This window comes from Streptomyces sp. SYSU D01066-1 (genome assembly GCF_054956795.1).
In genome coordinates, this window is sequence record NZ_JBUDHV010000016.1 from 22,596 (window position 1) to 44,290 (window position 21,695).

Below are 21,695 nucleotides of genomic sequence, written 5' to 3' on the forward strand. Positions count from 1 at the left end.
GGATCTGCCCGCCAGGACCGTACGGCTGACCTGCTCCTTCATGCACCGCGCCTCATGCGGCTGCCCCGACCCCTCCCGGGGGCCCGGCGCCCCCCCGGGCCCCCCCCCCCCCCCCCCCCGCGGCAGACGGGAGCAACACCGTGCACACCTCACACGTCACCCTCGGCGCCGGCGGCCTGCCCGTCGGCCCCATCGGCCTCGGCTGCATGGGCATGTCCCAGTTCTACGGCCCCGCCGACCGCGCGGAGTCGATCGCCACCGTGCGACTCGCCCTCGACCTGGGCGTGAACCTCCTCGACACCGCCGACGTCTACGGTGCCGTCGGGGCGGCGGCGGACACCAACGGGTTCGGTCACAACGAGACACTGCTCGGCGAGGCGGTCCGGGGCCGCCGGGACCGGGCCGTGATCGCCACCAAGTTCGGCGCCCGGCCCTCGGACGACGGCCGGGTGGTCCACGACGGCACCCCCGCGTACGTCCGGTCGGCCTGCGAGGCCAGCCTGCGCCGGCTCGGCACCGACCACATCGACCTGTACTACTGTCACCGGCTCGACCCGGCCGTCCCGGTCGAGGAGACCGTCGGCGCCATGGCCGAACTGCTCGCGGAGGGAAAGGTCACCGCGCTCGGGCTGAGCAACGCAGGCGCCGACGAGCTGCGCCGGGCGGCCCGTACCGCACCCGTCTCCGCCCTGCAGAGCGAGTACTCCCTGTGGGAGAGGGGCGTGGAGGACGAGATCCTGCCGCTCTGCCGGGAACTGGGCATCGCGCTGGTGCCGTACAGCCCGCTCGGCCGGGCCGCGCTGACCGGCCGGGTCGGTCCCGGCACCCGCCTGGGCGGTGACGACTTCCGCAGCACCCTGCCGAAGTTCTCGCCCGGCAACCTGCCGCACAACCTGCGGCTGGTGGACGGACTGAAGCGGTTCGCCCGGGAGCGGGGGGCCACCCCGGGCCAGGTCGCCCTGGCCTGGCTGCTGGCCCAGCCGCACACCGTCGTGCCGGTCCCGGGCACGAAACGGCCGGAGTTCCTGCGGGAGAACGCCGCGGCGGCGGACCTCAGCCTGGACGCCGGCGAGGTCGCCGCGCTCGGCGCGCTGTTCGCGCCGGAGCGCGTGCGCGGCGGCCAGTACGGCGAACTGCCCGTGTCCGGGCGGTAGGTCCGCCGGGAGGGGAACGCGGCTCACGCCTCCGGGTCCGGCGACGGGGCCAGGGCCCGCCCCCCGACGGTCTTCCAGTGCAGGAAGGAACTGAGCCAGGCGGTGAGGAAGAGGGCGCCGATCAGGTAGCCGACGGTGTTGAGGTCGATGCCGGCCAGCCAGGGCAGGGCCCGGCCGAGGGCGGGGACGCCGTCGGCCAGCAGCGTCACCAGGTTCACGGCGGCGACCAGGAGGGCCGCGGCGGCCGAGAGGCCGGTGGTGGTGAGGTTGTAGTGGATGCGGCGCAGCGGGTGGACGAACGCCCACCGGTACGCGGCCGACATGAAGGCCCCGTCGAGGGTGTCGAAGAGTGTCATCCCGCAGGTGAACAGGAGCGGGAGGAGCATCAGCGCCCACCAGGGGACGCCGGAGGCGGCACCCGCGCCGGACAGGACCAGCAGGGACACCTCGGTGGCCGTGTCGAAGCCCAGGCCGAAGAGCAGGCCGAGCGGGAAGAGGTGCCAAGGACGCGTGGTCGACGCGGTCAGCCGGCGCAGCAGGCGCGAGAGCAGTCCCCGGCCGTCCAGTATCTCGTCCAGGCGGGCCTCGTCGTGCTCGCCCCGGCGCGCGGACCGGTACAGGGCCGCCATGCGGCGCAGGGCCAGCAGGTTGAGGACACCCAGCAGCAGCAGGAAGGCCGTGGAGACGGACGTACCGAGCACGCCCAGGACCTGGTGGGCGGCGGAGGAGTCGTCGGTCAGCCGGGAGGCCAGGCGGGCCCCCAGGGCGGTCAGCAGGCTGAGCAGCACGACCACCGAGGAGTGGCCCAGGGCGAACCAGAAGCCGAGGTGGGCCGAGGGCCGCCCAGCGGCCAGGAACCGGCGGGTGGTGTTGTCGATGGCCGCGATGTGGTCGGCGTCGAAGGCGTGCCGCACGCCGAGCATGTACGCCGTCAGGCCGAGGCCGGTGCCGAAGACCTGGGTGCCGACGGAGAAGCGGTGCCCGGACACGGCGCCGGCCAGCGCGACGAAGGCGGCGACGGTCACGGCGGCGATCGCGGAGAGCAGCAGGATCGTGCTCCGGTGGGCCGCGGGCGTCCGGGCGGGCCGGGTGGCCGTCTCAGTCCGTGGCACCGGACCCCCAGGGCTGGACCTGGACCGAGTAGGAGGCGCCGAGCCGCTTGGCCCGGAAGCCCAGGGCCCGCACGGTGTCCAGCAGCGCACACGTCATGAGGCCCTCGACATGGGTGACGCGCGGGTCCAGCGGGGTGTACGCCGCCTCGTGCGGGGCCCAGCTCACGAGCAGGGACCCCGGCCCGTAGTGCTCGGGGCAGGAACGGATCTCCACTCCTCCGGTCAGGGCGCCTCCGGTCGGGTTGTCGGCCTGGATGCCGAAGCCCGCGCGCAGCAGGGCGTGGACGAGGTCGGGTGCCAGGTCCACGTCGTGGAGGTCGAGGGTGGTGACGATGTGGCGCGCCTGCCGGCGCAGGATTTCGTCGGTGTGGTCGGGGACGGCCGTCGCGGGGCCGTGGTGGGTGTGGGGCATGGGATCACCGGGAGGAAGTGGGTACGCGGTGCCGCGAGCGCGGCGGGCGCAGGTGGTAGCGGTGGATGTCGGGGGCGCAGCAGACCCGGTGGGTCCAGGCCCGGCGGGCGCCGAGGAGGGCCGGTACGGAGGCGGCCACCGCGGCTCCGGCCAGGGGCGCCAGCATGTAGGCCCAGAACAGGTGGTAGTCGCCCGAGACGACGTGCGGGCCGAAGTTGCGCGCCGGGTTGAAGCTGGCCCCGGTCCGGGAGCCGGTGGACGTGATCAGCGCCGCGACGACGGCGCCGAGCACCCAGGGGGTGGAGCGCGGCCGGGGCCGGCTGGTCATGGCGGCCAGGGCCCACAGCAGGACAGCGGTGCTGAGAAGTTCACCGAGGGCCACCACGACGGGGCCGCCCCAGCCGGCGCCGGGCTGGATCAGCCCGTAGCGCACCTCGGTGACCCGCTCCCCCCAGAGCGTCCGGGCCAGCAGCACCCCGAGGACGGAACCGGTGAGCTGGAAGACGCCGTAGGCGATCAGGTCGGCGACGCCGAGGACGCCGCGCAGGGCCATGAAGAGGCTGATCGCCGGGTTGAGGTGGGCGCCGGACTCCTTGCCGGGCGGGGTGAGGGCGAACACCGCGACCGCGCCGCCCACCGAGACGCCGACGACGGCCAGGCGCGGCAGGAGCGGCCACGAGGAGAGGTGGGCGCCGTCGGCCCGCATGATGAGGGAGACCGCGGTGAGCGCGGCCAGCACGAGCCAGGCCGAGCCCAGCGCCTCCGCGAGGTACGAGGACAGCGGCCGGCCCCGGACCACCCACCGCGCGGCGGGCGGGCCGTGGGTGTCCGCCGCCGTGGGGCCGTCCGGCCGCCGGCGGAACCCGGTCACGGCAGCCTGGGCGTGGTGACGCCGATCATCGTGTCCCGGGTGACGAGGGCGGCGAGTTCCTCCTCGCTCAGCTCCTCGGTCCCGGCGGGGCGCATCGGCAGGACCAGGTAGCGCATGTTGGCGTTGCTGTCGTGGACGCGGATGGTCACGTCCTGGGGCACGTCCGTGCCGAACTCCCGCAGCAGGGCGCGCGGTTCGCGGACGGCACGGGCCCGGTAGGGGCGGCTCTTGTACCAGTCCGGGGGCAGGCCGAGCACGGGACGCGGGTAGCACGAGCAGAGGGTGCACACCACGAGGTTGTGCACCTCGGGTGTCTGCTCCAGCACGATCAGCCTGGTGCCGTCGTAGTTGTCGATGCCGAACTCCTCGATGGCGGCGGTGCCGTCGGCGAGCAGGCGTTCCTTGAAGTCGGGGTCGGTCCAGGCGCGGGCGACCAGGGCGGAGCCGAGGGCGGGCCGGTGCGCGTCGAGCGTCTCGACCATGGCGCGTACCTCGTCCGCGGTGATCAGGCCCTTGTCGACGAGGAGTTCGCGGACGGCCTGGTGCAGGACGTCGAAGTAGTCGGGTTCCTCGGCGGCCGTCTCGATGGGGGCGTGCGGGTCCGGGGCGTCCGGGGCGCCGTGCGTGTGGTCACCGTGATCGACGATGCCGGTCTCGTGGGCGTTCGTCATCGACGTCATCGTCCTTCCGTGCCGGAGCGGTCGTCGACCTGTTCCAGCCAGTGCTCGTAGATCTCCAGTTCCAGGACGTCGTCCGCCGGCCCGTCGTAGTCGGGCCAGAGCGCCGACTGCTCGATGCGGACCCGGTACAGGCGGACCTCGCCGCCCTCGTTGACGCCGTACGCCTCCCGCTCGGGGTTGAGGAAGCGGGGCAGGACGCGCTCGATCCGGCCCTCCTTGCCGCGGACGTAGACCGGGGTGCGGACATGGCCCGGAGCGTCGCGGTCGGCGATGCGGACCCTCTGGTCCGGTACGAAGCGGGTGCTCATGCGGCGGCCTCCGTGAGCCGGTCCCGGATCTCGTTCATCTTGGCGCCCAGTTCCTCCGAGGTGATGACGCCCTTCTCGATCAGCACCTTGGACGCGGAGACGGCCCACCGCTCGTAGTAGGTGAGTTCGCCGATGATCTCGGCCCCGAGGTCCTCCACTCCCCGGCGCTTCTCCTCGGTGTTGACGAGCTTGTGCGCGGCGAGGACGTTGAGCAGCGCGTGGCAGCTCTTCTCGAAGGGCGTCATCTCGTGGTCGGACGGGACGACCGGTCCGGCCGGCAGCCCGCCCAGATCGTGTGCGGGGCGCACGATCATGTCGCGTTTGGTGGCCACTGCTCCTCCTTGGCGAGGTCGCTTCTGTCGTGTTTGCCGGGAATAGCTTGCGGGCGGCGGGTGTTGCCGGGCATCCGTCAAACGACTACCGGTCCCGGGCGAGACATGTGTGAGTGGGAGAGGTGTGCCCCTGTGCCGTCTTCGGGCCGCCCGCCGTCACCTGCCCGGCGGTGTCCGGCCGGTGACGCGCACACCGGCCTGCGGGACCGTACGTCGGATGACGGATGGTCCCGCCGCCATACCGCGTGATCCTGGCGGGAACCCACTCGGGTCCTTACGGAAAGGCATGTCATGGCACAGGATCAGGTGGCCGGCCGGCACATCTTCGTCGATCTGGGACGGCTCACCCTGGAGATGCGGTTCCAGGCCGGCGGGCGGATGACCTTCACCGTCGTCGAGGGCGGGGACCTGGTACCGAACGGCCACACGGAGACCGTGGACATCACCTCCGCGGAGATCCGTCCCGAGGTGTTCCTGACCTCGTGGAAGGAGGAGTCCGGTGCCACCATCACGCACCTGGAGGACTTCGAACGCGGCCGGGTCCACTCACGCATCACCCTGCCGGACGGCACCCCGCTCGCCCTGACCGGAACCATCGCGGTCCTGGGCTGAGGGCCGTACCGCAGTCTCCCCCGTCGTCAACCAGCAGGAGGTTCCTGTCATGTCGTCTGTCCGCGCGGTCCTGGTGGACCAGCCGGCCGGTGCCCTGCGCATCGGCCGGCGCGACCTCCCCGACCCCGGTCCCTTCGACGTACGGGTCACCGTCGAGGCGTGCGGGGTGTGCCACACCGATTCACTGATGGTCGAGGGGCTGGTGCCCGGCCTGGCCCACCCGGTGACCCCGGGCCACGAGATAGCCGGCCGGATCGACGCCGTCGGCACGTACGCGACCGGCTGGCAGGTCGGTGACCGGGTCGCCGTCGGCTGGTTCGGCGGGCACTGCGGTCACTGCGTGCCCTGCCGCCGGGGCGACTTCATCCACTGCACCGAGCTCAAGGTCCCCGGCTGGGCCTACCCGGGTGGCTACGGCGACGCCCTGAACGTCCCCGCCAACGCCCTGGCCCGGATTCCGGACGGGATGAGCGCGGTGGACGCGGCTCCGCCGGCCTGCGCGGGGGTGACCACCTTCAACGCCCTGCGCCGCTCGGGCGCGGGACCGGGCGACCTGGTGGCGATCCCCGGGCTGGGCGGACTGGGGCATCTGGGCGTGCAGTTCGCGGTCCGGATGGGCTTCGAGACGGTGGTCATCGCGCGCGGCGCGGAGAAGCGGGCGCTCGCCGAGGAACTGGGCGCGCACCACTACATCGACTCCACGGCCCAGGAGATGAGCCCCGCCCTGCAGGCGCTCGGCGGCGCGCGCGGTGCTCGCCACGGCGGGCAACTCGGAGACGATGTCGGCGGCCGTCGACGGTCTGGGGCCGGACGGTGAACTGGTCGTCCTGGGCGTCGGCCCGGAGCCGATGCGGATCGGCCCGTTGCAGCTGATCGACCTGTCGAAGCGGATCTCCGGCCTGCCCAGCGGCACCGCGGCCGACATCGAGGACACCCTGCGGTTCGCCGCGCTGACCGGGGTCAGGCCGCATGTCGAGGAGATGCCGCTGGAACGGGCGGCCGAGGCGTACGCGCGCATGATGGACAACCGGGCCCGTTTCCGCATGGTGCTCACCACCGGCGCCTGAGCACGGGACACACACGACCGGCGGTCGTACCGGGCACCTGGGGTGCCGGTACGGCCGCCGGTCGTCGTGCTGCCGGGTCTCCGTGCCGTCGGGGCAGCGGCGGGCGGTCAGCGGCGGGCGGGTCCGCTGCCGATGGGGAAGCGGTACAGCGCGTACGGCTTGACCCGCAGGTCCACGCCGCCGTTGTAGGCGGCCTGGCGGTTGAGCTGGTTGGCGACGACGTAGAGGTGCCGGTCGTAGCCGACGGACAGGGTGTCGGGCCACACCAGGCGATCGTCACGGATCAGGGTGCGGTAGGTGCCGTCGAGTTCCCGGCGGACGATGGCGTTGTTCTCCAGGTCCCCGCCGTAGACGCGGCCGGCCCGGTCGGTCTCCAGACCGTCGGACATGCCCTTGGCTCCCAGATCGCGGACGGGGACGGCAAACGCGCCGTGGTCCGGCCGCGCGCGGATCAGGTCCCTGGTCCGCACCGCGTACAGGCGGCGGCTGGAGAGCGGGCAGTAGTACAGCCACTCGCCGTCGGGGCTGAGCGCGATGCCGTCCGCGCCGATGTTGACGGGCGTGGCCGGTGTGGTGGCGTCCGGGCTGTTCGTCAGCGGGCGGCCCTCGACCACGGGGACGAACCCGGGCACCGGCCGGGTGGACGGCGCGTCGTCCAGGCACCGCCAGGAGGTGCCGCTCGCCAGGTGGACGACGATCAGGCCGTTGGGGCCGTCCGGGGTGGCGTCGGTGAGGTAGGCGTAGCCACGGCTCAGGTCGAAGCGGACGTCGTTGATGAAGCTGCGCGGACCGGCGACGGAGCGGGGCAGCAGGATGGTGCGGACCACCCGGTCGGTGGCGAGGTCGATGGCGACCAGCTTCGGTCCGCCGTAGGGTGCGTCGGCCCACTCGATGCGGCCGGTGTCCACGACCCACAGCCGTTCGGCGGCGTCGACGACCACGCTCTGCACGCCGAGGAAGTGCCGCGCGGGGCGCGAGCTGTCCGGCCGGTTGACGGCCCGGTCGGGATAGGCGACGGCTTTGCCGTCCCGGATCTCGGCCACGGAGAACGGGACGTCGTCGCCCCAGCGCGGGAAGTTGACGAAGATCCGTCCCGAGCGGGACACCGTGACACCGGTGGGCATCGCGCCGTCGAAGGTCGCGACCGTCTCCAGCCGGGGCTGGTGGTGGCCGCCGCCCGTGCCGGGGCGGGCCGCGGCCGGCGCGGCGCCGGCCGCCAGGGCCCCTCCGACCACGAGGGACAGGCCGAGGACCGCTCTGCGGCCCATGCCGGAGTGTGGGGTGGGGGAGGGTATGGACATGGGTGACTCCAGTGTTTCTCGTCGCCCTCGTGACCGCGGAGGTCGTGAGGTGCCGGTCGGTACCGGTCCAGTGGACCGCGGGCGGCCCCGGCACGCTTCCGTCGAATGACTGAGGGCCAGGGCCCGTTGACCGCCGGGAGCCCGCGGTCCCCGGACGGAGTGGTCTACAGCTCGATCTCGGCCAGCCGCTCGATCTCGATGCCGTTCACCGTGAGGGTCGCCGCCCGTTCGGCGAAGCCCCGCAGGTGGGAGCTGGCCGAGTGGGCCCGCAGGTGTTCCTCGCTCTGCCACACCTCGTGCATGACGAGCAGGCCGGGGTCGTCCAGCCCCTCGTGCGGCACGTAGGTGAGGCAGCCGTCCTCCTGGCGGGTGGCGGACACCAGGGCGGGCAGCGCGTCCCACAACTCCTGTTCCTTGCCGGGGCGCGCCTTCATGCGGGCGACGAGGACGATGGGCCCGGTGTGACGGTCGGTCATGTGCTTCTCCTCGGATGGACAGTTCGTCGGAAGGGGCGGCCGGTGGGTCAGGCCAGGCGTCCGCCGCCGTCCACGTGCAGGACAGTGCCGGTGACGTACGGATTGTCGATGGCGAACAACACCGCGGCGACGAGGTCGTCGGGGGTGCCGACGCGGCGGGCCGGGTTGCTCGCGGCCACCGACTGGAGGAACGCCCGCTTGTCCGCGCCGAGCTTGTCCCAGGCGCCGCTGTCGACGATACCCGGGGACACGGCGTTGACCCGGAGCGGCGCGATCTCCACGGCGAGGGCCTGGACCAGGAAGGCGAGGGCGCCGTTGGTGGTGGCCATCACGGTCCGCTCGGGGGCGGGGCGCCAGGCCGCCACGCCGGAGAAGAAGGTGAGGGAGCCGCCTTCCCGGGCCTGCCCGGCCAGGTGCTTGGCGAGGAACAGGGGGCCGATCACCTTGGCCGCGAAGGCCCGCTGGACGTCCTCGGGGACGAGTTCGGACAGCGGCCCGTTGGCCGGCACGGCCGCCGTTGAGACGAAGTGGTCGAAGGCGCCCGCCTCCTCGGCCAGGTGCGCTATCGATGCCTCGTCGGTGATGTCGAAGCGGACGGTACGGGCCGTGCCCGGCAGTTCGGCGGCCGTCTTCTCCAGCTTGGCGAGGTCCGGGCCGGCGAGGACCAGGTCGGCTCCCTCGGCGGAGGCGGTCCGGGCGAGGTGGCGTCCGATCGCCGAGCCGGCCCCGACGACGACGAGACGCTGGCCGGCGCGCTTGAGGGGGGCGCCGGCGGGGGTGGTGGACGTGCTGCTCACGGGTTTCTCCTTCGACGGGACCGGCACCGGGCCGGTGTGCGGGGCGGGATCAACTCTCGCCGTGGTGGGGCGATGAGGCCAATGCTTGTTCTTGCACATATCCATAAGCTGCGCGCATGACGGAAGGTACGGGTGAGCCGTCCGGCAGGCGGGGCGCGTCGCGGTGCGGTGGTCAGCCGACGGCGACGGTGTTCAGCAGGGGTGCTCCGTCCGCGTAGCGCCGCAACTGCCTCACCAGGAAGGCCGCGGAGTCCTCCGCGAAGGCGTCGGTGAACGCGCCGACGTGCGGGGTGATCAGTGCTTCCGGCTGCCGCCACAGCGGGTGCGCGCCGGGCAGTGGCTCGGGCGCCACCACGTCCAGCGCCGCCCGCAGCCGCCCGGAGACCACCTCACGGGTCAGGGCGTCGGTGTCGACCAGTTCGCCCCTGCCGACGTTCACCAGGATCGCGCCGTCCTTGAGCGAGGCAAGCCGGTGGGCGTCGAACATGCCGCGGGTCTCCTCGGTCAGCGGCGCGCACAGCAGCACGGCGTCCGCGGCGGGCAGCAGGGACGGCAGGTCCCGCGCGGCGTGCACGGGTGCGTCACCGCCGGGCCGGGCGGAGCGGGCGACCGGGACGAGGTCGCAGCCGAAGGGTTCCAGCAGCCGCGCGACGGCGGTCCCGACGGCTCCGGCCCCCACGACGACCACGCGCTTGCCGCGCAGCGTCAGGCGGCCGGCCGGAGCCCAGGCACCTGTCCGCTGCCCGCGTACGAAGCGGGGAATCCGGCCCGCCGAGGCCAGCAGCAGGGTCACCGCCAGCTCCGCGGTCGCCTCGGCGTGCACACCGCGCCCGGTGCACAGCAGGGCTCCCGGCGGCAGCAGGTCCAGGTGCGGGGTCAGGTGGTCGTGGCCGGAGCTGAGGACCTGCAGCACCTCGAGGCGCCTGGCGCGGGAGACCATGGCGATCAGCGCCTCATGGCCGCCCGCCCCGGGGAACCCGGTGAGGAAGCGGACCTCCTCGGGCGGCGTGGGACAGGTGTCCGTGCCGTCCCAGTAGTGGCAGTCGAGCCCGTCGGGCAGCGCCGGCAGGTCCTTCGGCTCGTACGGGATCCACACCACCGGTCTCATGGGGAGACTCCTCGACAGGTCGTCGCACCCGGCTCCTGGGCATCGGCTGCGTCGGGCTCCGTCTCCCGGAGCCCGGGATACATGTTCTACGGGGACCGCCAAAGTGAAACACATGTGTCCCACCGGGTGTGCTCCTGGCCGCACCGGCCCCGACCGTCCCCGGTGAGTCACGCCGACCCGGCCCGTAAGTCGTTAGACGGATTCCCGCGCCGCCGAGCGCCGTGAAGCTGGACCCGTACTCGGCGCCGCACCCGCGGCCCGCCCACCGTGGAGGGAAAGAACCATGCCGTTCATCACCGTCGGCCGGGAGAACACCACCGACATCGAGCTGTACTACGAGGACCACGGCACCGGCCGTCCGGTCGTCCTGATCCACGGCTACCCGCTGGACGGACACTCCTGGGAGAAGCAGACCGCTGCGCTGCTGGACGCCGGTTACCGGGTCATCACGTACGACCGCCGCGGTTTCGGCCGCTCCTCGCAGCCCACCACCGGCTACGACTACGACACCTTCGCCGCCGACCTCAACACCGTCCTGGAGACCCTCGACCTCCAGGGCGTCACCCTCGTCGGCTTCTCGATGGGCACCGGCGAGGTCGGCCGCTACCTCGGCACCTACGGCTCCGCCCGCGTCGCCAAGGCCGCCTTCCTCGCCTCCCTGGAGCCCTTCCTGCTGAAGACCGACGACAACCCCGACGGCGCCGCCGGCCAGGCGTTCTTCCAGGACATCTCCGACACGGTCAAGGAAGACCGCTATGCCTACTACATCGCCTTCTACCGGGACTTCTACAACCTGGACGACAACCTCGGCACCCGGATCGGCGAGGAGGCCGTCCGCAACAGCTGGAACACGGCCGCCGCCGGTGGCTCCTACGCCGCCTCCGCCGCGCCCCTGACCTGGCCGACCGACTTCCGGGCCGACATCCCCAAGATCGACGTGCCGGCCCTGATCCTGCACGGCACCGCCGACAACATCCTGCCCATCGACTCGACCGCCCGCCCCTTCCACAAGGCCCTCCCGCACGCCGACTACGTCGAGATCGACGGCGCCCCGCACGGCCTGCTGTGGACCCACGCCGCCGAGGTCAACGAGGCGCTCCTCGCGTTCCTCGCCAAGTGATCCGGCGCCGGCGGCCTTTCCCGGGAGGATGACGCCGCCGGACGCGTACCGCGAGAGCCCCCCGGGACACCTGCCCGGGGGGCTCTCGCGGCGTGCGTCCGCTCCCGTGTCACACGGCGTCCAGGGCGGCGCGGACACGGGCGGCGCGCACGGCGGCCGACAGCGCGGCGATGTCGTAGGCACCGTCGTGCCTGCGTCCGTCGACGAAGAAGGTGGGGGTGCCGGCCACGCCGCTCAGATCGGCGGAGTCCACGTCCTCGGCGCCCCGCGCCGCACCCGTTCCCGCCCGGGCGTCGGCCATGAACCGCTCCACGTCGAGCCCCGCCTCGACGGCGTAACCCCGCAGGTCCCGCCCGCTCAACGCGCCCTGGTGTGCCATCAGCAGGTCGTGCATCTCCCAGTACCGGCCCTGCGTCGCCGCGGCCTCGGCCGCCTCCGCCGCCGCCTGCGCGTGGGGGTGGACGTCCGTGAGCGGCAGGTGCCGCCACACGTAGCGCACGTCGCCGGAGTCCCGCAGCAGCTCGCGCACGACGGGCTCGGCCAGCCCGCGGTAGGGGCACTCGTAGTCGCCGTACTCCACCACCGTCACGGGCGCGTCCCGCGGACCCCGTACGTGGTCGCGGGTGTCGTCGACCGGTACCGCGAGGTCGACGATGGCCTCGGCGCGGCCGATGACGCTGCGCAGTTCCAGGCCGTGCGGGAGTTTCGCCAGGGCCGCGTTGACCGCCCAGCTCAGGGCGACGGAGCACAGGACGGCGGTCAGGGTGCCGATCTTGGCCTGCTGGAGTGCCGCGCCGTCGAAGGCGAGGGTCGCGATCAGCAGCGAGACGGTGAAACCGACTCCGGCGACGGTCCCGTCGGCGGCGAGTGCGCCGACGCCGACGGGCAGCGTCACGCGGTCCCGCCCGATGGTGGTGACCAGCAGTGACGTCCCCATGATGCCGACGGGTTCGCCCACCACGTGGGCCAGCACGATGCCCAGGGTGACCGGTGAGGTGAAGGCGTCGGCGAGCTGGCCGGCGGTGATCGGGATGGGCCGCCGGCCGTCACGGACAGGTCCGTCCGCCAGAACGACTCGTACCCGCCCGGCGCCGCGTTCGCCCAGGCGAGGGCGGTGACCACCGCGACGGTCAGGACGGCGGCGCTGCCGGTCTCGGTGCGCAGGAAGTCGCGGAGCGGGAACCGGGAGGAGTCGCCGCACTGCGTCCGTCCGGTGAGGGAGGACGGATCGACGGGTGTGCTCATACGGTTCTCCGGCGGCCGGACGCCTGCCTGCGGAGGCTGTTCACATGTTCCCCTGGCGTCGGGTCGCGCGCGGGGGCACGGCTCGGGCCGGGCCTCCGTCGCGCCGGTGCGGATCGGGTCTGGCCGTCCGGGTGCCGGCCCGCGGGCCGCCGCGGTGGGCGGGCCGGGGCCCGGGAGCCGGACCGGCGGTCGCCTCCGTCGCCGCCACGGCGGGCGGGGCGGGACGACGGGCCGGGGCGTCACGGACGCCGCCGATGGCCAAGATCAGCCCCTTGCCCGCCGGCCCGGCCCGGCCCCCGTGTGCGTCACGGGACCGGTGTTCGCACCGATTCGTCCGCAGTCGTTCTACCGATGCGCGGTCGGGTGAGGTCGCCCAGGATGAAGGACGTGAGCACGCGCACCTGACCGAAAGCGCGCACCCGACGGGAGAGAGAGCACCCGATGAGCGACAGAAGTGCCTTCGCCGGCCCCGGGACCCGGGACGGCCGTGTTCCCCCGGTCCTCGTCACGACGGTCCGGCGGCTGTTCGCCCCCACGGGTCCCGACACGTTGCACTGCCGCTTGCGCTACACCCTGGACGATCCCTACGCCGTCGCCCTGGACCTCTTCGTGGACCCGGCGACCGACCTGCGCGTGACCTGGGTCGTCTCCCGTGAACTGCTGGACCGGGGAACGCGGGGCGCCAGCGGGGTCGGCGACTTCCGGGTCCGGCCGGTCGGCGACCGGTACGGAACGGCCGGTGCCCTCCGTCTCACCCTTCTGCGTCCCGAGGGCCGGGTGTGCCTGGAGACGGGGCTGAGCGGTGTACGGCGGTGGCTGGACGCCACGTACGCCCTGGTACCGGCCGGCCACGAGAGCCGGCTGCTCGACTGGGACGCCCTGGAAGCCGCTCTTCTGGGACGCGGCGGACGCCCCGCCTAGCTAATTGTTGTGGACCACTCGGTAACTGACCACGGGCAGCGGGAACTCCGCGCTGTGCAGGCTGCCGACGATGAAGTACGAGTCGCCGCTCTGTCCCGGCAGGCCGGTGCGGCAGTCCGGGTTGTAGTAGGCGTACAGGTCGGAGTCCGACACGTCCACGGCGGACAGCGCGGGTGCGGAGAGGTTGTGGCACGAGGTGTCGTCGAGGTCCACGACGGTCCGCGTGCCCGTCAGGCCGGAGCCCGTGTAGAGGGAGATACCCCAGGGGAAGGCGGCCGCCGAGGCCGGCACCCCGGTCGCGGTGAGACCGGCCAGGGTGGCCGCGCCGAGGACGGCCGTCGTGAGGACATGGCGGGCACGGCGTCGCGTCATGGGGCCACCTCGCTGTCGGGCTGCCGGGAAGAAGGCGGCCTGGGCGTTCCGTGGACGTGTGCCCAGGCCGTGTCCATCGTCACCGACTCACACGTGTGTGTATAGAGGGGATTGAGACATGTGCCCGTGCCCAGGGGCACGGGTCGCGTCCGGTACGTCGGTCGATCGACCGAAGCGCGGTGATCCGCCCCCGGGTTCACTCGGTCCCTGACCACCGACGCGTCCGCCCCTGGTACCGGGCGGCCGACAGCCAGACGGGAGCCTTCCGTGCCCGCCCCCTCCGTCTTCTCCGCGCCGCCGCCCGACGGCTGCGGCCACCGTGCCGTCCCGCGCCGCTTCTCCACCGCCCGGCGGCAGCTCGCCGCCATGGGCGGCATCACCCTGGTCACGGTCCTCGCGGCCACGGCCAACGCCACGGCTCCGGCGGCCTCGACGGCTCCCCCGGCACCACAACGGGCCCGCTTCCAGGTGTCCCGCGGTACGGAGATCCACGGCGTGGGACCGGTCGGCAGTCAAACAACCGATGCCGCTCCCGTAGCCCGCTGACACGCTGGCGGCGGCAGGCCCCCGGGTCCGTCCGCACCGCCGCGGTGCGGCACTACAAAAGGAGCATCCACATGACCAGTGCGTCCGCCCCGACCGGTCTCGTCCTGATCGACACCGTCAACGAGGTCTTCACCGAAGGAGGCAAGGGCTACCCGGGCTTCCAGGCGGAGTTCGAGCGCATCGGCACCCTGGACAACCTCAGGCGGCTGCTGGCCGGTTTCCGGGACAAGGGCCACCCGGCCTTCTTCTCTCCGATGTCCTACACCGACGAGGAGTACGACAACTGGAAGCACCGCTCCGGCATCCACCGCATGATGTTCGACAACCGCATGTTCGAGGCGGGCAGCTGGGGCGCCGAGTTCCACCCCGATCTCCGGCCCGGTCCCGGTGACGTGACGATCGCCCCGCACAAGAACCTCGATGTCTTCGCCACCACCGACCTCGACATCCAGCTCAAGCGCCGCGGCATCGAGCACATCGCCGTGGCGGGCATGATCGGGACCATGTGTGTGGAGTCCACCGCCCGCAGCGCCATGGAGCGGGGCTACCGGGTGACCCTCGTCAAGGACGCCACCGCGCCCGACGGCGACGCCGGCTCCTACGAGCAGATGGTGAACCGTTACGCGCTCATCGCCCATGACGTGCTCACCACCGAGGAACTGCTGTCCCACGCCGACTTCTGAGGCACGGACGCGTCCGTCCCCCGGCCTGCCCCACCTCCCCCGACAGCATGAGCAAGGCGCGCGACGCGCGTCGAAGGGATCACCTCCATGGCGACCTCCTTTCCCGAGATCGGCGACCGACCCGAGGACCTCGTCGGCCTGGCCTCGGTCCGGCTGACCGAGGAGCAGCTCGCCCGTGCGGGCCGGTACGCGGAGCCGGAGGAGGTCACCGACGGACAGGTGCTGTTCGACGTCGGGGACGACTGCGGTGACCTCCTGCTGTGCGGCAGCGCCCGGCTGGAGGCGGTGCGGCCGTCCCGGGCGCCGGGCCGGGACGAGGTTCTGCTGCGGTACGGGCCCGGCCAGTTCGTAGGTGAGCTCGGGCTGCTCACCGGTCAGCGCCGGCACCTGCGGGTGAGGGTGCGCAGGCCGGGCACCGTGCACCGGGTGGCCGCCGGGTCGTTCCGGCTGCTGATGGCGCGGGAGACCGAGCTGTCGGACCTGTTCCTGCGCTCTTTCCTGGCCCGGCGCCGGCTGCTGCGGCAGGAGACCGCCCAGACGCTGCGGATGGTGGGCGACCCGGACTCGGCCGAGGGCCTGCGGCTGCGCACCTTCCTGGCCCGCCAAGGGGTGGCCCACTCCTGGGTGCCGGACGGCTCGGCGGAGGGGACCGCCCTGCTCGGGGCCGCCGGACTGACCGTCACCGACCTGCCGGTCGCCTCGATCGGGGCCGAGGTGCTGACGGCTGTCACCCCTGGCGCGCTCAGCGAGCGGCTGAACCTCTCCTTCCGCGACACCGGCGGCGGTACGGCCGACCTGACCGTGGTGGGCGCGGGGCCCGCCGGGCTGGCGGCCGCCGTGCACGGGGCCTCCGAGGGGCTGGAGACGGTGCTGCTCGACGCGGTCGCCACCGGCGGCCAGGCCGCCACCAGCGCGCGCATCGAGAACTACCTCGGCTTCCCGTTCGGGCTGAGCGGCGCGGACCTCACCGCACGCGCCGCCGTGCAGGCCCTGAAGTTCGGCGCCAGGATCGCCAGTCCGTGCACGGTCGTCGCACTGGAGCCGGGCACCCGGGAGCACGTGGTCACCCTCTCCGACGGGGCACGGATCCGGACCCGGGCCGTGGTCCTCGCCACCGGCGCCGCCTACCGCGCCCTGCCCGTCGACCGGTGGGACGAGCTGACCGGGCGCGGCATCCACTACTCGGCCACGGACATGGAGGCGCAGACGGTGGCCGGAGCCCCGGTGGCCGTCGTCGGCGGGGCGAACTCGGCGGGCCAGGCGGCGCTGCACCTCGCGCGTCACGCGCGGACGGTCACTCTGGTGGTGCGCGGTGCCGACCTGGGGACCCGTATGTCCGCCTATCTGGTGGAGCGTGTCCTCGCGGACCCGCGCATCACGGTCCTGACGGGCACCCGGGTCGCGGCGCTGCACGGTGCCGAGCGGCTGGAGGGGGTGACGCTGGCCCGGCACGGCAGCCCGGTGCGCCGGATCTCCTGCGCCGGCCTGTTCTGCTTCATTGGCGCGGAGCCGGCCACGGATTGGCTGACGGGGGTGGCGCTGGACGACAACGGGTTCGTCCGCACCGACCTCGCACTGCCGGACACGGACCTGGGTCCCCGCTGGCGGGACGCGGGGCGCGCGCCGCTGCCCTACGAGACGAGCGTGCCGGGCGTGTTCGCCGCGGGTGACGTGCGGACCGCGTCACTGAAGCGGGTGGCCGCCGCCGCGGGCGACGGTGCGAGCGCCGTCCGGTCGGTGCACCAGTACCTGGCCCTGTCCGCCCGGCTCTGACCGGTCACCGGCGTGCCGCCCCGGAGCGCCCGCGTGCCTCGCGCAGCAGGTTGTTGTGGGCGCGGCGCAGGAACTTCGCGGCCGGGCACTCCCGCGCGTCGGCCCGGCACTGGCGGCAGTCGCGCAGGTGCGACGCGTACGCGTCGGCCGCCTGGTCGAGGCGGTCCTGGGAGGAAGACATGGTGCTCCCGGTGAGAGTCGTGCTGCCATGGGTGGGCAGTGAGATACGTGTTTCACTTTGGTCGTGACACCGGAAGTATGACAAGCTCCCGACCTTTGATACATATGCTGATACATGAGCGCCGTACGCACACGTACCGACGGTCCGGACGGCGTGCCCGCCGGCCGTGGTCGTGCGGTGTGCGCGCGGTGCGCCGACAGGAGGAGGGCTCATGCCCGACGTCCCGCTCAGTGAGAGCATCGTCCGCGTCGACGACCGGGTGTTCCTGGTCCCGGGGAGCGACACCAACTGGGTGATCCTCAAGGAGGGCGACGCGGCCCTTCTCGTCGACACCGGTTATCCCGGTGACCACGACCGGGTCGTCGCCTCGCTCGGTGCCGTGGGGGTCCGGCCGGGCGGTCTCACGGCGATCCTCGTCACCCACGCGCACAACGACCACATCGGCGCGGCCGAGCGGCTGCGCACCGCGCACGGCGTTCCCGTCCTCATGCACGAACGGGAAGTGCCGCACGCGCGGCGCGAGTTCCTGCACCAGGTGTCGGTCGGCGCGGTGCTCGCGAACGCCTGGCGCCCCGGCGTGGTGCCGTGGGCGGTGCATGCCATCCGCTCGGGGGGTACGGCGCACGTGCCCGTGACCGAGCCCCAGGCTTTCGGCACGACGAACGCCCTCGACCTGCCCGGCGCGCCGGTGCCCGTGCACACGCCGGGGCACACCGGCGGCCACTGCGCGTACCACTTCCCCTCGCTGGGCATCGTGGTCAGCGGAGACGCGCTGGTCACGGCCCACCCGACGTCCCGGAAGACCGGTCCGCAGCTGCTGCCCGGCATGTTCCACGCCGATGTGCCCACCGCTCTCGACGCCCTGTCGGCGCTGGAGTCACTGGACGCCGACACCGTCCTGCCCGGCCACGGGCCCGTGCACCGCGGTTCCGTCCGCGACGCGGTCGCACGGGCCCGTGAGCGGGCCGGGCGGTAGGGACGCCCCCGCCTCAAGGCGCCGCCCACTAAGTGTCCACAAGGCGGCTCCATGCTGGTGGTACGGCCGGTGGGAGGGCGTTCTCCGCCCCGCCCGGCCGTCCCCCGGCGCACCGTGGCCGCCCGGCCCCGCGACCGGGCACCTTCCGAACCGACAGGAGATTCCATGTCCGCCCATCTGGCCGATCAGGCCGAGACCCAGTACGTGACGGGGCCGCGCGGTGAGCGCTTCGCCTACCGCCGCTTCGGACGGGCCGGTACCCGTCCGCTGGTCCTGCACATGCGTCTGCGCGGGACGATCGACCACTGGGACCCGGCGCTGCTGGATCTGCTCGCGGCCGAGCGGGAGGTCGTCGTCTTCGACAACCGCGGCACCAACTTCTCCACCGGTGAGCCGCCGTCCACCATGGAGGGCCTGGTCGACGGCTCCCTGGCCTTCATCGACGCCCTGGGACTGGAGGACATCGACGTCCTGGGCTGGTCGATGGGCGGCATCGTCGCCCAGGGCGTGGCCCTGACCGCGCCCGGTCTGGTGAACCGGCTCGTGGTGGCCGGCAGTTCGCCCGGCGGCGTGCCCGACCTGCCGGCGCCGCCGGCGCGCGTCGCGCAGATCACCGGCAAGGGGGCCAACGACGACGAGGACTTCCTCTACCTGTTCTACCCGGAGACGGAGAAGGCGCGGGCGGCCGGGCTGGCCTCGCTGCGCCGCCTGGACCGGCGGCTGAGCGAGTCGAAGGCCGTGGTGGGTCCCGAGGCGTTCCGCGGCCAGATCGCGGCCATCGGCGGTTTCCGCGGGTACTGGGACCGGCAGGCCGAGCTGACCCTTCCGGTGCTGGTCGCCAACGGCGCCCATGACGTGATGATCCACGCCTACGCCACGTACGCGATGTCCCAGCGGCTGCCGGACGCCAAGGTCGTCCTCTACAGCGACGCCGGGCACGGATTCCTCTTCCAGCACCCGGAGGACTTCGCCCGCGAGGTCAACGAGTTCCTGGACCGCTGACCGGCGGTCGGGTACCCCGGCCGCAGGCCGCCGTCAGGCGATCTCGTCCATGTGGTCCTCCACCCAGCCGCGCAGCTGCCCCAGGGGCCGCGCCACGCTGTGTCCGAGCGCGGTCAGTTCGTACTCGACGTGCAGCGGCACCGCGGGGTAGACGGTCCGATCCACGAAGCCCCGGTCCTCCAGGCGGCGCAGCGTGGCGGTGAGCACCTTGGGGCTCACCCCTTCGAGCCGCTTCTGCAGGGCACCGAAGCGCTGCGGCCCCTCCTCCATGGCGCCGATGGCCAGCGCCGACCACTTGTTGGCCAGGAGGTCGAGCACCTCTCGGCACGGGCACTGGGCGGCGTACACGTCGTGATGGTCGTGCCGCTGGGACTCGCAGAGCGTCACCATGGGGTCTCCCTTTCTCACATTACCTCTCCCACCAGCTTACTTCCTTTGGGGAAGTAAACTCCCTTGCAGGTTACTACCTCCCCAGAGCTACGTTACGGGCACAGCGGAAGTCCGCTGTGACATCACCAGGAGGAAACAGTCATGAGCCAGCTCCCCCAGACCATGCCGGCCGTCGCCTACCGCAAGAGCCTGCCGGTGGACGACGCGGAGAGTCTCCTCGACACGACCCTGCCGGTGCCGCAGCCAGGGCCGCGCGACCTGCTCGTGCGGGTCGAGGCCGTCGCGGTCAACCCGGTCGACTACAAGATCCGGCAGAGCAACGACCCGGGCGGCGAGCCCAAGGTCCTCGGCTGGGACGCGGCGGGCACGGTCGTCGCGGTCGGCGCCGAGGTGGAGTCCTTCCAGGTCGGCGACGAGGTGTTCTACGCCGGCGCCCTCGACCGGCCCGGCGCCAACTCCCGGTTCCACGCGGTGGACGAGCGCATCGTGGGTCACAAGCCCGCCTCGCTCTCCTTCGCGGAGGCCGCCGCCCTGCCGCTGACCTCGCTCACCGCCTGGGAGGGCCTGTTCGAACACCTCGGGCTGCACACCGACGCCCTGAAGCAGTCGGGCACCCTGCTGGTCACCGCCGCCGCGGGTGGTGTCGGCGCCATGGTCTCCCAGCTGGCCCGCGCCCTGACCAGCCTGACGGTGATCGGCACGGCGTCCCGCCCCGAGACGGTCGAGTTCGCCCGGCGGATGGGCGCGGCGCACATCGTCGACCACCGCCGGCCCCTCGCCCCGCAGGTGCGCGAAGTGGCTCCGGACGGCGTGGACTTCGTCTTCGGCACCACCGGTACGGAGCAGAACCTGGCCGCCTACGCCGACATCGTCAGGCCCTTCGGCCGGATCGTGGCCATCGACGACTTCGGCCCGGTGGAGATCGGCCTGCTGAAGTCGAAGAGCATCTCCTTCCACTGGGAGTTCATGTTCACCCGCTCGTTGCACCGGACCGCCGACCAGGCCGAGCAGGGCCGCATCCTGGACCAGATCGCCCGGCTGGTGGACGCCGGCATCCTCACCACCACGGCCACCACCGACCTCGGGGCGATCACGGCGGAGAACCTGCGGGAGGCGCACCGCGTCCTGGAGTCGGGCAAGGCCATCGGCAAGATCACGATGACCGGCTTCTGACCGTCCCGAGGCCGCCCTGGGCCCCACGGGGAGGGCGAGGAGTCAGGACTCCACAGTCCTTCCACTTCCGGTGCCTAGGGTGGCCGAGGCGGCGCACCCGCGCCGCCTCTCCCCCGGCCGCCGCCCTGTGCGCGGCCGTCGGGGACGACCCGGGCACCGCACCGTCCGCCGTCGGCGGACCGGCACCCGCGGCCACGCCGGTCCGCCGACGAACGGAGCCAACGCCATGCTGTCGATCGATGTCTTCACCAGCGACTACAAGCCCATCGCCGCCACGGCACCGGGCTGGGACAGCGGCGTGGGCGCGACCTGGCCGGCCAGTACGGCGACACTCGTCCACGGCCGGCGGGAGGCCGTGCTCGTCGACGCGCTCATCACCGCCGCCGAGGCACACCGCCTCACCGACTTCGTCCGCGCCACCGGCAAGGTCCTCACGACCGTCTACGTCACCCACGGCCACGCCGACCACTTCCTCGGCCTGCCGGTCGTGCTGGACGCCTTTCCCGAGGCCGTCGCGGTGGCGTTGCCCGAGGTCGTGCCGCACGCCGAGGAACAGCTCACCGGGCCGGTCCTGGCGTACTGGGAGTCACTGTTCCCGGGGGCTCTGCCGGCCGCGCCCGTGGCACCCCGGGCACTTACCGGGGACGTCATCGAGCTGGAAGGGCACGAGCTGAGGCCGGTACGGGTCGGGCAGAGCGACACCGATCCGTCGACCGTCCTGCACGTCCCGGACCTCGACGCCGTGGTGGGCGGCGACGTCGCCTACAACGGCATCCACATGTGGCTGGCGCAGACCGACAGCCGGGCGCGCGAACGCTGGCTCGGGGCCCTGGACACGCTGGAGGCGCTCCGGCCGGCCCGGTTGGTCGCCGGCCACCAGCCCCCCGGCGCCGACGACCGGGACGCCGCCGCCGTCATCGCCGCTTCCCGCCGCTACCTGACCGACTTCGACGCGGCGGTGGAGGCCGGCACCGGTGCCGACGACGTGGTCCGGGCGATGGACCGGGCGCACGGAGACCGCGGCAACCCCTACACCCTGTACGTCTCCGCGGCCGCCCAGTTCCCGTCGCGGGACTGACCTCC

Annotated in this window: 23 protein-coding genes and 2 pseudogenes; 11 read left to right on the forward strand and 14 right to left on the reverse strand. The window is 72.9% G+C overall.

What is annotated here, in order from left to right:
* Positions 1 to 140 precede the first annotated feature (140 nt).
* A complete protein-coding gene (locus ACY1JF_RS17175; RefSeq protein WP_462706000.1) occupies positions 141 to 1,154 on the forward strand; it encodes an aldo/keto reductase in 1,014 nt (337 codons plus the stop codon).
* Positions 1,155 to 1,177: 23 nt separating this feature from the next.
* Here the strand turns inward: ACY1JF_RS17175 and ACY1JF_RS17180 are convergent, their stop codons facing one another.
* From ACY1JF_RS17180 to ACY1JF_RS17205, 6 genes are read right to left on the reverse strand one after another with little or no spacing between them, the layout of a single operon-like run.
* A complete protein-coding gene (locus ACY1JF_RS17180; protein ID WP_462706001.1) occupies positions 1,178 to 2,266 on the reverse strand; it encodes a HoxN/HupN/NixA family nickel/cobalt transporter in 1,089 nt (362 codons plus the stop codon).
* Complete coding sequence (locus tag ACY1JF_RS17185; protein WP_462706003.1) at positions 2,253 to 2,678, reverse strand: hypothetical protein; 426 nt, start codon at positions 2,676 to 2,678, stop codon at positions 2,253 to 2,255. The genes ACY1JF_RS17180 and ACY1JF_RS17185 overlap by 14 nt, the downstream gene beginning before the upstream one ends.
* Before the next feature lie 4 nt (positions 2,679 to 2,682).
* A complete protein-coding gene (locus tag ACY1JF_RS17190; RefSeq protein WP_462706004.1) occupies positions 2,683 to 3,549 on the reverse strand; it encodes an aquaporin in 867 nt (288 codons plus the stop codon).
* Positions 3,546 to 4,220 carry a nitrile hydratase subunit alpha gene (gene nthA, locus ACY1JF_RS17195; RefSeq protein WP_462706005.1) on the reverse strand — a complete coding sequence of 225 codons (675 nt, stop codon included), beginning with the start codon at positions 4,218 to 4,220 and terminating at the stop codon, positions 3,546 to 3,548. The genes ACY1JF_RS17190 and nthA overlap by 4 nt, the downstream gene beginning before the upstream one ends.
* Positions 4,221 to 4,225: 5 nt before the next feature.
* Positions 4,226 to 4,537: an SH3-like domain-containing protein gene (locus ACY1JF_RS17200; protein ID WP_462706006.1), complete on the reverse strand. Its 312-nt coding sequence runs from the start codon at positions 4,535 to 4,537 to the stop codon at positions 4,226 to 4,228.
* Positions 4,534 to 4,869 carry a nitrile hydratase gene (locus ACY1JF_RS17205; RefSeq protein ID WP_361750269.1) on the reverse strand — a complete coding sequence of 112 codons (336 nt, stop codon included), beginning with the start codon at positions 4,867 to 4,869 and terminating at the stop codon, positions 4,534 to 4,536. The genes ACY1JF_RS17200 and ACY1JF_RS17205 overlap by 4 nt, the downstream gene beginning before the upstream one ends.
* Before the next feature lie 291 nt (positions 4,870 to 5,160).
* On the opposite strand from ACY1JF_RS17205, the gene ACY1JF_RS17210 reads away from it, so the two are divergent.
* Both ACY1JF_RS17210 and ACY1JF_RS17215 read left to right on the forward strand, forming a co-directional pair.
* The gene (locus tag ACY1JF_RS17210; RefSeq protein WP_462706007.1) at positions 5,161 to 5,481 is read left to right on the forward strand and encodes a MoaF-related domain-containing protein; all 321 of its coding nucleotides are present in this window, start codon (positions 5,161 to 5,163) and stop codon (positions 5,479 to 5,481) included.
* Between the two features lie 49 nt (positions 5,482 to 5,530).
* Positions 5,531 to 6,548: pseudogene (locus ACY1JF_RS17215) on the forward strand (alcohol dehydrogenase catalytic domain-containing protein).
* A 107-nt stretch (positions 6,549 to 6,655) separates the two neighbouring features.
* Here ACY1JF_RS17215 and ACY1JF_RS17220 read toward each other — a convergent pair.
* The 4 genes from ACY1JF_RS17220 to ACY1JF_RS17235 form a co-directional block, all read right to left on the reverse strand.
* Complete coding sequence (locus ACY1JF_RS17220; protein ID WP_462706008.1) at positions 6,656 to 7,849, reverse strand: L-dopachrome tautomerase-related protein; 1,194 nt, start codon at positions 7,847 to 7,849, stop codon at positions 6,656 to 6,658.
* Positions 7,850 to 8,013: 164 nt separating this feature from the next.
* Entirely contained in the window at positions 8,014 to 8,325 is a 312-nt protein-coding gene (locus tag ACY1JF_RS17225; RefSeq protein ID WP_462706009.1) for a putative quinol monooxygenase, read from the reverse strand.
* A gap of 47 nt (positions 8,326 to 8,372) precedes the next feature.
* Positions 8,373 to 9,122: an SDR family oxidoreductase gene (locus ACY1JF_RS17230; protein ID WP_462706010.1), complete on the reverse strand. Its 750-nt coding sequence runs from the start codon at positions 9,120 to 9,122 to the stop codon at positions 8,373 to 8,375.
* A gap of 172 nt (positions 9,123 to 9,294) precedes the next feature.
* Positions 9,295 to 10,230, reverse strand: a complete 936-nt coding sequence (locus ACY1JF_RS17235; protein ID WP_462706011.1) for an NAD(P)-dependent oxidoreductase — start codon at positions 10,228 to 10,230, stop codon at positions 9,295 to 9,297.
* A 283-nt stretch (positions 10,231 to 10,513) separates the two neighbouring features.
* Between ACY1JF_RS17235 and ACY1JF_RS17240 the strand changes: the two genes are divergently transcribed.
* The gene (locus ACY1JF_RS17240; RefSeq protein WP_462706012.1) at positions 10,514 to 11,350 is read left to right on the forward strand and encodes an alpha/beta fold hydrolase; all 837 of its coding nucleotides are present in this window, start codon (positions 10,514 to 10,516) and stop codon (positions 11,348 to 11,350) included.
* Between the two features lie 109 nt (positions 11,351 to 11,459).
* Here the strand turns inward: ACY1JF_RS17240 and ACY1JF_RS17245 are convergent.
* Positions 11,460 to 12,383, reverse strand: a pseudogene (locus ACY1JF_RS17245) (DsbA family protein); the annotation flags it as partial.
* 653 nt (positions 12,384 to 13,036) lie between these two features.
* On the opposite strand from ACY1JF_RS17245, the gene ACY1JF_RS17250 reads away from it, so the two are divergent.
* Positions 13,037 to 13,516, forward strand: a complete 480-nt coding sequence (locus ACY1JF_RS17250; protein ID WP_462706013.1) for an SsgA family sporulation/cell division regulator — start codon at positions 13,037 to 13,039, stop codon at positions 13,514 to 13,516.
* Here the strand turns inward: ACY1JF_RS17250 and ACY1JF_RS17255 are convergent, their stop codons facing one another.
* A complete protein-coding gene (locus ACY1JF_RS17255; protein WP_462706014.1) occupies positions 13,517 to 13,888 on the reverse strand; it encodes a hypothetical protein in 372 nt (123 codons plus the stop codon).
* Between the two features lie 617 nt (positions 13,889 to 14,505).
* On the opposite strand from ACY1JF_RS17255, the gene ACY1JF_RS17260 reads away from it, so the two are divergent.
* Positions 14,506 to 15,117 carry a cysteine hydrolase family protein gene (locus tag ACY1JF_RS17260; RefSeq protein ID WP_462706015.1) on the forward strand — a complete coding sequence of 204 codons (612 nt, stop codon included), beginning with the start codon at positions 14,506 to 14,508 and terminating at the stop codon, positions 15,115 to 15,117.
* An 87-nt stretch (positions 15,118 to 15,204) separates the two neighbouring features.
* On the forward strand, positions 15,205 to 16,890 hold the full coding sequence (locus tag ACY1JF_RS17265) for an FAD-dependent oxidoreductase (RefSeq protein ID WP_462706016.1): 1,686 nt from the start codon (positions 15,205 to 15,207) through the stop codon (positions 16,888 to 16,890).
* Positions 16,891 to 16,894: 4 nt separating this feature from the next.
* Here ACY1JF_RS17265 and ACY1JF_RS17270 read toward each other — a convergent pair whose 3' ends face one another.
* Positions 16,895 to 17,071 carry a hypothetical protein gene (locus ACY1JF_RS17270; protein ID WP_462706017.1) on the reverse strand — a complete coding sequence of 59 codons (177 nt, stop codon included), beginning with the start codon at positions 17,069 to 17,071 and terminating at the stop codon, positions 16,895 to 16,897.
* Between the two features lie 211 nt (positions 17,072 to 17,282).
* Here ACY1JF_RS17270 and ACY1JF_RS17275 point away from each other — a divergent pair, with 211 nt between their 5' ends.
* Together ACY1JF_RS17275 and ACY1JF_RS17280 are read left to right on the forward strand one after the other, a co-directional pair.
* Positions 17,283 to 18,047, forward strand: coding sequence for an MBL fold metallo-hydrolase (locus tag ACY1JF_RS17275; protein WP_462706018.1), 765 nt, complete (start codon positions 17,283 to 17,285; stop codon positions 18,045 to 18,047).
* 165 nt (positions 18,048 to 18,212) lie between these two features.
* Complete coding sequence (locus ACY1JF_RS17280; protein ID WP_462706019.1) at positions 18,213 to 19,049, forward strand: alpha/beta fold hydrolase; 837 nt, start codon at positions 18,213 to 18,215, stop codon at positions 19,047 to 19,049.
* A gap of 33 nt (positions 19,050 to 19,082) precedes the next feature.
* On the opposite strand, the gene ACY1JF_RS17285 is transcribed toward ACY1JF_RS17280, so the two are convergent.
* Positions 19,083 to 19,439 carry a winged helix-turn-helix transcriptional regulator gene (locus tag ACY1JF_RS17285; RefSeq protein WP_462706020.1) on the reverse strand — a complete coding sequence of 119 codons (357 nt, stop codon included), beginning with the start codon at positions 19,437 to 19,439 and terminating at the stop codon, positions 19,083 to 19,085.
* Positions 19,440 to 19,580: 141 nt separating this feature from the next.
* Between ACY1JF_RS17285 and ACY1JF_RS17290 the strand changes: the two genes are divergently transcribed.
* Both ACY1JF_RS17290 and ACY1JF_RS17295 read left to right on the forward strand, forming a co-directional pair.
* Positions 19,581 to 20,612 carry a zinc-binding alcohol dehydrogenase family protein gene (locus ACY1JF_RS17290; RefSeq protein ID WP_437004280.1) on the forward strand — a complete coding sequence of 344 codons (1,032 nt, stop codon included), beginning with the start codon at positions 19,581 to 19,583 and terminating at the stop codon, positions 20,610 to 20,612.
* Between the two features lie 226 nt (positions 20,613 to 20,838).
* On the forward strand, positions 20,839 to 21,690 hold the full coding sequence (locus ACY1JF_RS17295; protein ID WP_462706021.1) for an MBL fold metallo-hydrolase: 852 nt from the start codon (positions 20,839 to 20,841) through the stop codon (positions 21,688 to 21,690).
* The last annotated feature ends 5 nt before the right edge of the window (positions 21,691 to 21,695 follow it).

What these genes read in the sequence shown, in the direction of transcription:
- ACY1JF_RS17185 (WP_462706003.1), bottom strand. Translation starts at nt 2,678, where the DNA reads ATGCCCCACACCCACCACGGCCCCGCGACGGCCGTCCCCGACCACACC.
- nthA (WP_462706005.1), bottom strand. Translation starts at nt 4,220, where the DNA reads ATGACGAACGCCCACGAGACCGGCATCGTCGATCACGGTGACCACACG.
- ACY1JF_RS17200 (WP_462706006.1), bottom strand. Translation starts at nt 4,537, where the DNA reads ATGAGCACCCGCTTCGTACCGGACCAGAGGGTCCGCATCGCCGACCGC.
- ACY1JF_RS17210 (WP_462706007.1), top strand. Translation starts at nt 5,161, where the DNA reads ATGGCACAGGATCAGGTGGCCGGCCGGCACATCTTCGTCGATCTGGGA.
- ACY1JF_RS17220 (WP_462706008.1), bottom strand. Translation starts at nt 7,849, where the DNA reads ATGTCCATACCCTCCCCCACCCCACACTCCGGCATGGGCCGCAGAGCG.
- ACY1JF_RS17225 (WP_462706009.1), bottom strand. Translation starts at nt 8,325, where the DNA reads ATGACCGACCGTCACACCGGGCCCATCGTCCTCGTCGCCCGCATGAAG.
- ACY1JF_RS17235 (WP_462706011.1), bottom strand. Translation starts at nt 10,230, where the DNA reads ATGAGACCGGTGGTGTGGATCCCGTACGAGCCGAAGGACCTGCCGGCG.
- ACY1JF_RS17240 (WP_462706012.1), top strand. Translation starts at nt 10,514, where the DNA reads ATGCCGTTCATCACCGTCGGCCGGGAGAACACCACCGACATCGAGCTG.
- ACY1JF_RS17250 (WP_462706013.1), top strand. Translation starts at nt 13,037, where the DNA reads ATGAGCGACAGAAGTGCCTTCGCCGGCCCCGGGACCCGGGACGGCCGT.
- ACY1JF_RS17255 (WP_462706014.1), bottom strand. Translation starts at nt 13,888, where the DNA reads ATGACGCGACGCCGTGCCCGCCATGTCCTCACGACGGCCGTCCTCGGC.
- ACY1JF_RS17260 (WP_462706015.1), top strand. Translation starts at nt 14,506, where the DNA reads ATGACCAGTGCGTCCGCCCCGACCGGTCTCGTCCTGATCGACACCGTC.
- ACY1JF_RS17265 (WP_462706016.1), top strand. Translation starts at nt 15,205, where the DNA reads ATGGCGACCTCCTTTCCCGAGATCGGCGACCGACCCGAGGACCTCGTC.
- ACY1JF_RS17270 (WP_462706017.1), bottom strand. Translation starts at nt 17,071, where the DNA reads ATGTCTTCCTCCCAGGACCGCCTCGACCAGGCGGCCGACGCGTACGCG.
- ACY1JF_RS17275 (WP_462706018.1), top strand. Translation starts at nt 17,283, where the DNA reads ATGCCCGACGTCCCGCTCAGTGAGAGCATCGTCCGCGTCGACGACCGG.
- ACY1JF_RS17280 (WP_462706019.1), top strand. Translation starts at nt 18,213, where the DNA reads ATGTCCGCCCATCTGGCCGATCAGGCCGAGACCCAGTACGTGACGGGG.
- ACY1JF_RS17285 (WP_462706020.1), bottom strand. Translation starts at nt 19,439, where the DNA reads ATGGTGACGCTCTGCGAGTCCCAGCGGCACGACCATCACGACGTGTAC.
- ACY1JF_RS17290 (WP_437004280.1), top strand. Translation starts at nt 19,581, where the DNA reads ATGAGCCAGCTCCCCCAGACCATGCCGGCCGTCGCCTACCGCAAGAGC.
- ACY1JF_RS17295 (WP_462706021.1), top strand. Translation starts at nt 20,839, where the DNA reads ATGCTGTCGATCGATGTCTTCACCAGCGACTACAAGCCCATCGCCGCC.